Source organism: Phytobacter massiliensis JC163 (genome assembly GCF_000321045.1).
Classification (GTDB): Bacteria; Pseudomonadota; Gammaproteobacteria; order Enterobacterales; family Enterobacteriaceae; genus Phytobacter_A; species Phytobacter_A massiliensis.
Genome location: NZ_HE578945.1, coordinates 913,276 through 925,051, shown reverse-complemented (window position 1 = coordinate 925,051; position 11,776 = coordinate 913,276). Strand labels below are relative to the sequence as shown.

Sequence of the window (11,776 nt, the reverse complement as noted above, 5' to 3'; positions counted from 1 at the left end):
GCTGATTTGCCTCAGTTTCTCGCTGGCGATGGCGGTCAGCGCCTCCGGTTTCCTTGCCGCCTTTGCCGCGGGCGTCGGCCTGCGCAGCGCCGAAGTCAGCGTGCAGAAACGACACCCGGATAAAAAAGAAGACGACAATCTTCCCGCGGAGATGCAGGTCAACCCCCATCTCCGGCACGCCCTGGAGGAGCGCAATCCCATCAAGTCGGTAGGGCTGGTGATTGGCGACGCCCTCTCGTTTGGCGATACGGTGGAGCGCCTGTTAGCCGCCGTGCTGGTTATCGTGCTGGGGGTAACGCTGGCGCAGCACTGGAACGCCGCCGCTCTGCTGCTGGCGCTGCTGATCTTTGTGGTGATTCGTCCGCTGGCGGTGTTTATTATTTCGTGGCGCTCAGGCACCTCGATGCTGCATCGCGCCAGTCTCGGCTGGCTTGGCATCCGCGGTATCGGCAGCCTTAACTATATCGCTTTTGCGTGGGTTCATGGCCTGAGCGGCGCGAGCGTCAATTTGATGACTGACACCGCCATCACCATTGTGACGCTTAGCGTGCTGGTCCACGGCATTACCGTAACCCCGTTACTTAAGTTCCGCCGTAAAAAGGAGAGCGCTTAGCCCCGGCGCGCAGGCCAGGCGGCAATTTTCTCCCTGCATCCGATCTGGTCTCTATACTTAGTGCGGGAGGAAAAAATGAGAAAACTGTTACGTTCTTTATTCGCCAGTCCCGACCGGCTGCTCCAGGTTATGAGCCACAGCCAGATCGAGGACGCTATTGAAGATGGCGAACGCATTGTTGTCGACGCGGATGGCAATACTTCTGTTAACGTCCACTGCCAGCGCGTGCAGGAGGATTTTAAAAACCACGTTGATGCGTTAAAGAGGGCTTAGATGGGAACGGCAATCTTTATGGTGCTGATGGTGTGCGGCTACTGGTACACCTCTCACGATTTAACCACGCGCTTCAAGTTCAAACGCAGCTTCGGCTGGGATGTCTACTTCCTGGTGGCGCTTTATGGCTGTGTCTTCGTCCTGCAGGGCATTCTTGCCACCGGCTTTTTGTGGCTGTGCCTGCTGCTGGCGTCGGTGGTAATGAACGCCCTGCCGGGCATGTTCGGGACGGAATATCATCACCTGCACATGACCTTTATGAACTGGAGCTTTCTGGGTATCCAGGCGCCGGTAGTGTTCATGCTGGCTTTCGCAGTGGTTTTTTGCCTGTGGCGCTCGAACTGGTCAGGCAGCGCCCGGCTGGATACGCAGGGGCGGCGGGAGCTGTACAAGCATCTCTCCCGCGCCAATGGCGTTGAGGGGCTGATTTACCAGTGCATGGAAAAGGGCGACCTGGCATGGATAACGCTAACGTCCCAGCGTATCTACATTGGGATGATCCACACCGCCACCTTTGACAGCGGCGATGCCAACAACATCGTGCTGATCCCCATGCTGAGCGGCTATCGCGACCGCAAGACGCTGGATCTCCACGTCGAGCATAACTACAGCGCCTGGTACGACACCCATGATATTGACGTTAACGGCGCGCTCGATTTCCGCAAGGTCGTGCTTTTGTCGCAGGTGGAAAGCCTGTCGCTATTCCACCCCGCACAGGTGATGGCGATGGGCATCAACAAAAGCACCCAGGCCTGACGCTTTTTACAACCAGTTATGTCCCGCAGCAGCCTCGCCGCGTTCAGGGCGAGGCGCCTGGGGTACGAGTGACGCCAGGTGCCCGGCCCACAGGCTGGCAATCCACTTAACGCCTTTCGCCGTAAACCGCGCCTGAGACCAGGTATGCCGGTTTTCACCCACGCCGCCGTGAACGGTAAAATAGCCCGCCTGGATATGGTGCTGCGAAGGCATCAGCGCGCCATTGGCACGGTGCATAATGTTGCGCTCCAGCAAAAACTGCCGGAACTCCGGCTCTTTAGCCTTGAGCATTTTGCACAGCTGACGAAAGCCGAGGGCTTCATCAACCTTCACAAAGGCGTCAAAAAATTCCGCCTTGGGGAGCGTGATCGCCAGCTGTTCTTCGGCCCGCTGGCGCTTTTCGTACTGCTCGGCCCAGGCATGGGCGGCGGCGGCCGGGTTAGTAAAGTCGGGCAGGCTGATGCTGCGCTCGCGCTCGCTCCAGCGATCCAGCAGCTCTGCCGTGAAGCCAGGCGAAACGCGCGCCACGGTAAGCAGCGAGTCCCGTTTATTCAGCAGAAACTCCTGCCGCATCTCCCCTTCACGCTCGTAAAGGTTGGTCATTACCGGTTGCGACAGGCGCTGCGTCGTCTCCAGACTTTTTACCATCCGCTTCACTTCACTGTGGGCTATGCCTGTCAATTTTGCGATTTCACGGCTGCTAATAGTAGGCAACCGTTCCTGCGAATTGAGAGTTTCAAAAGGAATTACCATAGGTTTCACCACTCACTAACAACAATTACCGGGTTACTTGCAGAAATAGTATACAACTACCTGTTTAAATATCCAGTAGATTTTTTGAGCGGCTTAAAAACAAAAACGCCGAACCCGACATGCGGATACGGCGTTAAAGAAATGGTGAAAAAACCTGGTGTGGTACAGTTTTTCATCCGCAAGGGCGGAGAGTTAAATGTCGTCCATGGTATGGTCGACGACGATTTCCAGTGTCTTACGCACTACATCGCTCTTCACCACGTCATCGGTATGCTCGATAACATGAATCAGGCTAAGGATAATCGCTTTATTGGTCAGCACCCCGCCGGTGGCGAGGATATCGCGGATCACGCCGCCCAGTACCGCTGACTCTTCCGCCAGCATATCGCCAGCGTTACGAAAATATTCAGAGAGCGCCGAGTCGGGAATACCTGTATAGCTCTGTGTGTCGTTAAACATAATTTGGCTCATTATTGATACCATTGTTGATTATCTTATCGGTCAATGTTTTTTACTGCCGCCTGATTGTTTGCTCTCGCCAAACAGGGGGTAGACATTATCACTGGTATCCTTGTCCCACTCCGGCCTTTCGCCCGGTATGCCTCGCGGCAAAGACGCCAGGTTGTTACTGCTGATTTCAGCAATAACCCGCACCAGCATCTCGCGCCGTCTAACATCCGGCTCCTTGCTCTCCATAACTTTGAGCCTTCTGATAAGCGCCTGAGTACTGATAGGGCCATTTTCTTTAAGGAGCGACAGTACGGCCTCTCCTATAAGTTCATCGGTCAGCTGCTCGATTTCACTACTATTCATAACTACATCTCTGGTTGCCGTGTTCTCCGGCACGGGAGAGACGGCATATAGTCAATTGTCGTTGCGCCGCAGGCCGGGTGGACAGACCCGAATACCTTAGCGGTGCGTCGTCTGATTGACTTACAACAACGTCATTGTGTCGGATCTTAACGATCAAACAACAGGCCAATCAGGGTGTGATAGTGGCTCTCTTCTTCTGCGTCAGCGGCTGTCTCCAGGCGACGCAGCAGTTTTGCGCAAATAGCTTTACGATTCAGGCTACGACCGTCGCTCAGAATCTCCACCACGATCTGGCCTAAGGTTTCCTGTTGTGTCGGCAGAGTGGCCCTGTTGAAATAACGTGCAATGGCATTTGCCGAATCGGGGGTATAGCCGTTCTGACGCATATCTCGTTCCTCTGAATTGCTGTGATGGCTAAAAGTGTTATTAAAGTTATACAACTTTTAAGAGCATGTACATATAAATTGTACAAAATCCTAAGCCAACTAATAGTTAATTTTGTAAAAATCATTTATATCATTAAGTTACAGCTAATATTTTTTTAGAAAAACAGGCGCGCTGCGTTGTACAAGCAGCAGGGGACAGGTCAGAAAATAGCTGTACAAGGTGGTTTTAAGCGCTGCATAAAACGTAAAGAGCGACCATTTTTAAGCCCACAAACATTTGCTATATGAATGCTTTGAAAAGAAAAAAACCGTCCGCAGCAAGACGCGGCGGGCCGCATCTGTTAAGGTGGCTGTTCATTCACCCATCTCCTGGAATTCTCATGCTTACAACCATCATTTACCGCAGCCACATCTGTGAATCTGTGTCAGATCAGGTGCTGCAAGAAATGGTAAACGCAGCGAATACGAAAAATGGCGATGCTGAGGTAACCGGTATCCTGTTATTTAACGGCACCCATTTTTTCCAGCTGCTGGAAGGACCCGAGGAGAATGTCACCGCCATATATCGCCATATCTGTAGAGACAACCGTCACTACAACGTGGTGGAACTGCTGCGCGACTATGCCCCTTCGCGCCGTTTTGGTAAGGCAGGCATGGAGCTTTTTGATTTACGCGATTACGACAGGGATGCGGTGTTGCAAACGGTGCTGGATAAAGGCACCTCCAAGTACCAGCTAATCTATGATGACCGGGCGCTGCAATTTTTCCAGACCTTCGTAGAGGACTGGGAGAAAGAGAACTACTTCGAAATCCCATCGGGTGACAGCTGGGAATTTATCAGCGACGAAAAGGCGGTTAAGCCTGAGCATTCCCTTGCCGATATTTCACCAACCTGCAGCTTCGCCTTCCAGCCGATTATTGACCCGTTTTCGCGTCAGGTGGTGGCGATGGAAGCGCTTATCCGCACCCCGGAAGGGGCTCCGGCTAACATCTGGTTTGAAGGGCTGAGCGGCGATGAGATGTACGAGGCGGACCTTAAAAGCAAAAGCGTGGCCTTTGCGATGGCGAGCGCCCTGCAGCTTGGACGGCAATCCCTGTCGATAAACCTGCTGCCCATGACGCTGGTTAAGATCCCCGACGCAGTTAACTTCTTGCTGTCGGCCATCAAAGCTAACGGGCTGGTTCCCGAGCAGATCATTGTCGAATTTACCGAGAGCGAAGTTATCTCCCAGCTGGAAGAGTTCACCCACGGCGTCAAGCTGCTTAAAGGCGCAGGTATCCGGGTCGCTATCGACCACTTCGGCGCGGGTTTTGCCGGTCTGTTGCTGCTGGCGCAGTTCCAGCCAGACCGCATTAAAATAAACCGCGATCTGATTAAAGACGTGCATAAGAGCGGCTCCCGCCAGGCCATAATCCAGGCCATCATCAAGTGCTGTACCTCACTGGAGATCGCCGTTTCTGCCGTTGGCGTGGAAAAAGCCGAGGAGTGGATGTGGCTGGAATCCGCGGGTATCTCGCAGTTCCAGGGCTATCTCTTTGCCCGCCCCGATTTTGCCGCTATTCCCGCCGTCTCATGGCCGGAAAAACGCGACGACATCTGAATGGCGTGCCGCGCAGCACTGCGCGGCTGCCCCTTTTTACCGGGTTCAGTTTCCTGACCTGTCATTTTTTGCCAAATTTATTGACCTGACGGCGATGAGTTGTACAATAAAAAAATATTTGTACAAGTCGAAATGATTAATTAGCCTTATATAAGGATATAGCGGCTGGTGATGAGGGAGCCCCATGGCCTTTTACACAATAGGCGAAGTCGCCGAACGATGCGGTATCAACCCCGTTACCCTGCGCGCCTGGCAGCGCCGCTACGGCCTGCTGAAACCCCAGCGTAGCGAAGGTGGACACCGCCAGTTCGATGAAGAAGACATCCAGCGCATAGAAGAGATCAAACGCTGGATGGCCAGCGGCGTGCCCGTTGGTAAAGTCAAAGCCCTGTTAGAAGAGAGCCAGCTTGCGGTCTCTGACGGCTGGGCCGCCCTGCAGGAAGAGATGATGTTAGTCCTGCGCCATGCCCGCCCTGACCGTCTTCGTGAAGCTTTAACCCGCCTCGGTCATCAGCACGGCGCGGATATCCTTATCGATCGTATTTTACTGCCGGTTCGCCAGCGCATGAGCCTCGATCAGACCACCGCCCGCGCGATGGCCAGCCTGCTGGATGGCGTGCTGATTGATTACGCAGTCTTACGTATTGCCGGGATACGTCAGAACAGCACAAAAGAGGCGTTGCTGGCGGGATGGGGCAATCAGGATCGTACCCGGCTGTGGCTGGAAGCCTGGCGGCTGGCCGAACGCGGCTGGCATATCGATGTGCTGGCGGAGCCGCTCGAATCCCCGCGTCCTGAACTCTTCCCGGGCCAGCATTTCTTTTTATGGTCTGGAAAAGCACTCACTCACAGCCAGCAGGAACAGCTGTCGCACTGGCACCAGCAGGGTTTTGCCGTCTTCCTTCACCAGGCTTAATATCGCGCCTGGTGTCCCCCTCTCCCCTTTAACCCTTTGTTGCATCTGCCGCCGTGCCGGTCACGTTCGGCGCAAAGCCTACTACGCTTAATACTGTCAATTAAAAGCGCGCCCCAGGGAACGGCAAAATGCGCACTCTCTCTTTTCGACAGTAGTTACTGGAGGCTTGTCATGTGCAGTCAGAGCAATAGTGCGAACCCAATAAGCGAGTCGCCTGCCGCCGCGCCCGAAATGGCGCACGTACGGTTACAGGTCAACGGCGAAACCCACGAACTGAATCTCGATACCCGCACCACGCTGCTTGACGCGTTGCGCGAGCATTTGCACCTTACCGGCAGTAAAAAAGGGTGCGATCACGGCCAGTGCGGCGCTTGCACCACTCTGGTCAACGGCCGCAGAATCAACGCCTGCCTGACGCTCGCCGTCATGCACCAGGATGATGAGATCACCACCATTGAAGGGCTCGGTACGCCGGATAACCTTCACCCCATGCAGGCCGCCTTTGTCAAACACGACGGTTTTCAGTGCGGTTACTGTACCCCCGGTCAGATTTGCTCCTCCGTGGCCATGCTGGAGGAGATTGGCGCGGGCATCCCCAGCTACGTCACCGACGATCTTCTCGCTCCGCCGGGCTTCACCCCGGATGAAGTGCGTGAGCGTATGAGCGGCAATATCTGTCGCTGCGGCGCTTACAACAATATTCTTGCCGCCATCAGCGATGTCGCCGGGGAGGCCAAAGAATGAAAACCTTCACCTATGCGCGCGCCAGCAGCCCCTCCGAGGCGGCGACCCTTGCCGCCGCAAGGCCGGACGCCCGGTTTATCGCCGGGGGCACCAATCTGCTCGACTTAATGAAGCTGGAGATAGAGACGCCAGCCCATCTGATTGACGTGAATGGCCTGGCGCTCGATAAAATCGAGCCTCTCGCCGATGGCGGCCTGCGTATCGGGGCGCTGGTGCGTAACACCGATCTTGCCGCCGATGAACGGGTGCGCCGGGATTATGCCGTGCTCTCTCGCGCGCTGCTGGCAGGGGCCTCCGGGCAACTGCGCAACCGGGCCACCACCGCGGGCAACCTGCTACAGCGTACCCGCTGCCCCTATTTTTACGACACCGACCAGCCCTGTAATAAACGCACCCCCGGCAGCGGCTGCGCTGCCCTGCACGGATACAGCCGTCAGCATGCGGTGGTCGGCGGCAGCGACGCCTGTATCGCCACTCACCCCAGCGATATGGCGGTGGCGATGCGAGTGCTGGATGCGACCATTGAAACGATCGATGCCCAGGGGCAGGCGCGAAAAATTCCCATCGCGGAGTTCTGGCGTCAGCCGGGCGATACCCCGCACCTGGAGACGGTGTTAGCGGAAGGCGAACTGATTGTCGCCGTCACCCTGCCGCCGCCGCAGGGAGGCACCCATATCTACCAGAAGGTCCGCGATCGCGCCTCCTACGCCTTCGCCCTGGTGTCGGTGGCAGCCGTTATCCAGCCGGACGGCAGCGGCAAGGTGGCGCTGGGCGGGGTTGCCCATCAGCCCTGGCGGCGCGACGAGGCGGATGCTGAGCTTATCAACGGCGCGCGTGCCGTCTGCGCCCGCCTGTTCGCCGACGCGCATCCCACGGCGGATAACCGCTACAAACTTCTTCTGGCGGAGCGCACGCTCGCCTCGGTACTGGCGCAAGCGAGGGCATAACCATGAAATTTAATAAACCAGCCAGCGACAATCCTATCGATCGCCAGAAGGTCGTCAGCCAGCCCCGCGATCGTATTGACGGGCCGCTGAAAACCACCGGCACCGCCACCTACGCCTATGAGTGGCACCAGGAAGTGGAAAACGTGGCCTATGGCTTTGTGATTGGCGCGGGGATCGCCAAGGGCACCATCGAGAATATCGACACTGCCGCCGCCCGCCAGGCTCCTGGGGTCTTAACCATACTGACCGCAGAGAATGTCGGCCCGCTGGGCAAGGGTGAAATGAACACCGCCACCCTGCTGGGCGGCCCGACCATTGAACATTATCACCAGGCGATCGCGCTGGTGGTTGCCCAGACGTTTGAGCAGGCGCGGGCGGCGGCGGGACTGGTCAGGGTGGCCTACCGTCGTGAAGCGGGCGATTATTCGCTGGCCGCCGCTAAACCGCACGTCACCACGCCGCCGGAGGATACGCCAGACAGCGTAACCGGTGATTTCGCCACGGCCTTTGCCGCCGCCGAGGTTCAGCTGGACGCGACCTACACCACCCCGGATCAGAGCCATATTGCGATGGAACCCCATGCGTCGATGGCGGCCTGGGAGGGGGAAAAGCTCACCCTCTGGACCTCAAACCAGATGATTGCCTGGTGTCGCAAAGAGCTGGCCGCCACGTTACAGATCGATAAAGAAAACGTGCGCGTCTACTCGCCTTACATCGGCGGCGGCTTCGGCAGCAAACTCTTTTTACGTGCCGACGCGCTGCTCGCGGCGCTGGGCGCGCGGGCGATACAACGGCCGGTTAAAGTGATGCTGCAACGGCCGCTGGTCGCCAATAACACCACCCACCGTCCCGCGACTATTCAGCATATTCGTATCGGTACCGACAGGCAGGGCCGCATCACCGCGATTGCCCATGAAAGCTGGTCTGGCAACCTTCCCGGCGGCACGCCGGAGACGGCGGTACAGCAGACCAACTACCTTTATGCCGGGGCCAACCGCCTTACCGGGCTACGGCTGGCGGAGCTGGACCTGCCGGAGGGGAACGCCATGCGCGCGCCGGGCGAAGCAGCCGGTATGCTGGCGCTGGAGATTGCCATTGACGAAATCGCGGAAAAAGCAGGCATCGATCCGGTAGAGTTCCGCATCCTTAACGACACGCAGGTTGACCCGACCAACCGGGAACGCTTCTTCTCCCGCCGCCAGTTTGTGGCCTGTATGCGCCAGGGCGCCGAGCGATTCGGCTGGTCCCGGCGCTGTGCGACACCCGCGCAGGTGCGCGATGGCCGCTGGCTGGTGGGAATGGGCGTTGCCGCCGGGTTTCGTAACAATATCGTCAGCGAGTCTGCCGCCAGGGTACATCTGGACGCCAACGGCGTAGTAACGGTTGAGACCGATATGACCGATATCGGCACCGGCAGCTATACCATTATCGGCCAGACGGCTGCGGAGATGATGGGCGTGCCGCTGGAGCAGGTGGTGGTGCGGCTTGGCGACTCGGACTTTCCGGTCTCCGCCGGTTCCGGCGGCCAGTGGGGCGCTAACACCTCTACCGCTGGCGTTTACGCCGCCTGCGTTAAACTCCGTGACGCCGTCACGAAAAAGCTGGGCCTCGATGCCGACACGGCGGAGTTCAGCGACGGCAAGGTGATAGCGCAGGGGCGCACCGTCGCACTTGGCGACGCGGCCCGTGACGGCACGCTGACCGCGGAAGACAGCATCGAGTTCGGCGACCTGGATAAACAGTTCCAGCAGTCCACTTTTGCCGGCCATTTTGTCGAGGTCGGGGTGGATATCGCGACCGGAGAAGTGCGGCTGCGGCGAATGCTGGCAGTCTGCGCGGCGGGTCGTATCCTCAATCCGAAAACCGCCCGCAGCCAGGTTATCGGCGCAATGACCATGGGGGCCGGGGCGGCGTTAATGGAGGAGCTGGCCGTCGACACCCGCCAGGGATTTTTCGTCAATCACGATATGGTGGGCTATGAAGTGCCAGTCCACGCGGATATCCCCGACCAGGAGGTGATTTTCCTTGACGATCTCGACCCGGTCTCTTCGCCGATGAAAGCCAAAGGGGTGGGCGAACTGGGGCTGTGCGGCGTCGGGGCCGCCATTGCCAACGCCATCTATAACGCCACCGGCGCGCGGGTACGCGAATACCCGATTACCCTCGATAAGCTGCTGGCGCAACTGCCCGAGCTGGCGTAACGCAGAACCGGGAGCGGCGCGCTAACCGCCCCGCTCCCCTTAAGGATAAACAGCCGTGCTACAACACGTTTCTCGTTATGATACGGTATCAACCCCTCGCCCAGCGATGCGCACAGACGATCCGCTGGCGGTATTACGTTTCGCCGTCGCGGCATACGAAGCCGGTCTGGCGGTGGCGCTGGTGACATTAATCGCGGTACGGGGCGGCTCAGCACGCCCACCCGGCGCGCAGATGGCGGTGCGGGAAGACGGCCTCTGGTGCGGCGTGGTCTCCGGCGGCTGCGTGGAGGCCGCCGCCGCCCATGAAGCGCTGGCGGCAATAGCGGAGGGGCGGGACCGGGAGGTGATTTACGGTCAGGGCTCGCCGTGGATGGATATCGTGCTGCCCTGCGGCGGCGGCATCACCCTCGCTATCCATCCGCTGCGCTCGCTCCAGCCGCTACAGGCGGTGCTGTCCGCGATTGCGCGACGGGAACGGGCGACGCTGCGCTACGCCCGCGCCGGGCAAACGCTCACCTGCCTGCACGGGGAGCGACAGACAGGCCCAAAGGATGCGGCGTTTGATATTGCTTTTCGTCCCTGCCCCCGGCTGGTGATGTTCGGGCGCACCGTCGCCATTGATGTCACAGCCAGAATCGCCAGGGCGGCGGGCTTTGAGGTGGAGATAAGCGACGGCGCACGCCCGGCTGACGCGCAAAGCCAAATCGATCGTGACACGGCGGTGATCCTGCTTTATCACGACCTGCTGCAGGAGGCGCCTCTGTTACGGGCTGCGCTGGACGCGTCGCCGTTTTATATCGGCGCGCTGGGCAGTTATCGCACCCACCAGCAGCGGGTAGCGATGCTCAGGCAACAGGGGTATGACGACGGGCAAATTGCCCGTATTAAAGCGCCGGTAGGCATTTTTCCAAAAGCCCGCGACGCCACGTCGCTGGCGCTGTCGATTCTGGCTGACATCGCGGCCGCCCGGCAGGAGACAGGCTGATGACGCTATTCGCGCCAACGGTCGTCGTACTGGCTGGCGGAAGCGGCACGCGATTTCGTGCCTGCGGCGGTGCAAGCCACAAGCTGGACGCGCTGCTGGCCGGAAAGCCGGTTTTGCAGCATGTGCTTGATACGGTGACCGCCGCCGGACTTCCCTGTCACCTTGTACGCCCGCCAGGAGGTACGGCGGGTATGGGAGACTCCATCGCGCTGGGCGTTAGCGCAACGCCCAACGCCCAGGGGTGGCTGATTCTGCCGGGGGATCTGCCACTTATCAGCAGCGGCACCTTACGCGCGGTGGCGCAGGCGCTACAGGAAGCGCCGATCGTGGTGCCTTATTACGCTGAGCGCCGCGGCCACCCGGTCGGGTTTTGCCGGGACTATTTTGCGGCGCTGGCCGCGCTGAAAGGCGACAGCGGCGCGGCGGGGCTGGTACAGGCCGCCCGTGACCAGGGGCGCGTGCGCGACCTGGCCCTTGAGGATGCAGGCATTACCTGCGACGTGGATACCCCGGCCGACCTGCGCCGGGCTGCCACCCTGCTAAAGGCAAATCCCCCATCACAAGCCTGACAGGGGCACCGCGGCTGATGGCAACCGCCGTCACGGTCGCCGCCATCAAAAGTATGTTGTAACTAAACGCGGTAATTACCGCCGCTATCCTGCGTCCCGGTAAGCTGTTGTAGCTCACGGGCGTCATGGCTGCAAAACAGGGTCATCTCCGGCTGCGCGCAGGAGAGTTCACGCAGCCGCTGCTGGTTGCGTCGTCTGGCATTGTTTATCCATCGCCAT

General features: G+C 58.7%; 14 protein-coding genes. 10 read left to right on the top strand and 4 right to left on the bottom strand.

The genetic code is table 11. The features are described from left to right. From ENTHG_RS04645 to ENTHG_RS04635, 3 genes are all read left to right on the top strand, one after another. Positions 1-613 (top strand): cation:proton antiporter domain-containing protein (locus ENTHG_RS04645; protein WP_044174543.1); only part of this gene is annotated, 613 nt, incomplete at its 5' end. Positions 614-688: 75 nt separating this feature from the next. Continuing rightward, positions 689-886 carry a hypothetical protein gene (locus ENTHG_RS04640; protein WP_044174532.1) on the top strand — a complete coding sequence of 66 codons (198 nt, stop codon included), beginning with the start codon at positions 689-691 and terminating at the stop codon, positions 884-886. Further along, positions 887-1,642, top strand: a complete 756-nt coding sequence (locus tag ENTHG_RS04635; protein WP_044174521.1) for a hypothetical protein — start codon at positions 887-889, stop codon at positions 1,640-1,642. Between the two features lie 6 nt (positions 1,643-1,648). On the opposite strand, the gene ENTHG_RS04630 is transcribed toward ENTHG_RS04635, so the two are convergent. The 4 genes from ENTHG_RS04630 to ycgZ all read right to left on the bottom strand — a co-directional run bounded on the left by ENTHG_RS04630 (position 1,649) and on the right by ycgZ (position 3,594). Continuing rightward, complete coding sequence (locus ENTHG_RS04630; RefSeq protein ID WP_044174510.1) at positions 1,649-2,395, bottom strand: phage antirepressor KilAC domain-containing protein; 747 nt, start codon at positions 2,393-2,395, stop codon at positions 1,649-1,651. Positions 2,396-2,587: 192 nt separating this feature from the next. Continuing rightward, positions 2,588-2,866, bottom strand: a complete 279-nt coding sequence (locus ENTHG_RS04625; protein ID WP_044174497.1) for a biofilm development regulator YmgB/AriR family protein — start codon at positions 2,864-2,866, stop codon at positions 2,588-2,590. A gap of 30 nt (positions 2,867-2,896) precedes the next feature. Next, positions 2,897-3,208 (bottom strand): hypothetical protein, encoded by a 312-nt coding sequence (locus tag ENTHG_RS04620; RefSeq protein WP_044174483.1) that lies wholly within the window; start codon positions 3,206-3,208, stop codon positions 2,897-2,899. 146 nt (positions 3,209-3,354) lie between these two features. After that, entirely contained in the window at positions 3,355-3,594 is a 240-nt protein-coding gene (gene ycgZ, locus ENTHG_RS04615) for a regulatory protein YcgZ (RefSeq protein ID WP_044174473.1), read from the bottom strand. Between the two features lie 380 nt (positions 3,595-3,974). Here ycgZ and ENTHG_RS04610 point away from each other — a divergent pair, with 380 nt between their 5' ends. The 7 genes from ENTHG_RS04610 to ENTHG_RS04580 all read left to right on the top strand — a co-directional run bounded on the left by ENTHG_RS04610 (position 3,975) and on the right by ENTHG_RS04580 (position 11,557). Beyond that, positions 3,975-5,195, top strand: coding sequence for a diguanylate phosphodiesterase (locus tag ENTHG_RS04610; RefSeq protein ID WP_044174462.1), 1,221 nt, complete (start codon positions 3,975-3,977; stop codon positions 5,193-5,195). A 184-nt stretch (positions 5,196-5,379) separates the two neighbouring features. Then, positions 5,380-6,111 carry a MerR family transcriptional regulator gene (locus tag ENTHG_RS04605; RefSeq protein WP_044174449.1) on the top strand — a complete coding sequence of 244 codons (732 nt, stop codon included), beginning with the start codon at positions 5,380-5,382 and terminating at the stop codon, positions 6,109-6,111. A 171-nt stretch (positions 6,112-6,282) separates the two neighbouring features. Next, positions 6,283-6,855, top strand: a complete 573-nt coding sequence (gene paoA / locus ENTHG_RS04600; protein WP_044174440.1) for an aldehyde dehydrogenase iron-sulfur subunit PaoA — start codon at positions 6,283-6,285, stop codon at positions 6,853-6,855. Next, positions 6,852-7,802, top strand: a complete 951-nt coding sequence (locus ENTHG_RS04595) for an FAD binding domain-containing protein (RefSeq protein WP_044174429.1) — start codon at positions 6,852-6,854, stop codon at positions 7,800-7,802. Before paoA ends, ENTHG_RS04595 begins: the two co-directional genes overlap by 4 nt. A gap of 2 nt (positions 7,803-7,804) precedes the next feature. Beyond that, positions 7,805-10,003, top strand: a complete 2,199-nt coding sequence (gene paoC / locus ENTHG_RS04590; RefSeq protein ID WP_044174417.1) for an aldehyde oxidoreductase molybdenum-binding subunit PaoC — start codon at positions 7,805-7,807, stop codon at positions 10,001-10,003. A gap of 106 nt (positions 10,004-10,109) precedes the next feature. Next, a complete protein-coding gene (locus ENTHG_RS04585; protein ID WP_044174404.1) occupies positions 10,110-10,988 on the top strand; it encodes an XdhC family protein in 879 nt (292 codons plus the stop codon). Continuing rightward, on the top strand, positions 10,988-11,557 hold the full coding sequence (locus tag ENTHG_RS04580; protein ID WP_044174393.1) for a nucleotidyltransferase family protein: 570 nt from the start codon (positions 10,988-10,990) through the stop codon (positions 11,555-11,557). The genes ENTHG_RS04585 and ENTHG_RS04580 overlap by 1 nt, the downstream gene beginning before the upstream one ends. The last annotated feature ends 219 nt before the right edge of the window (positions 11,558-11,776 follow it).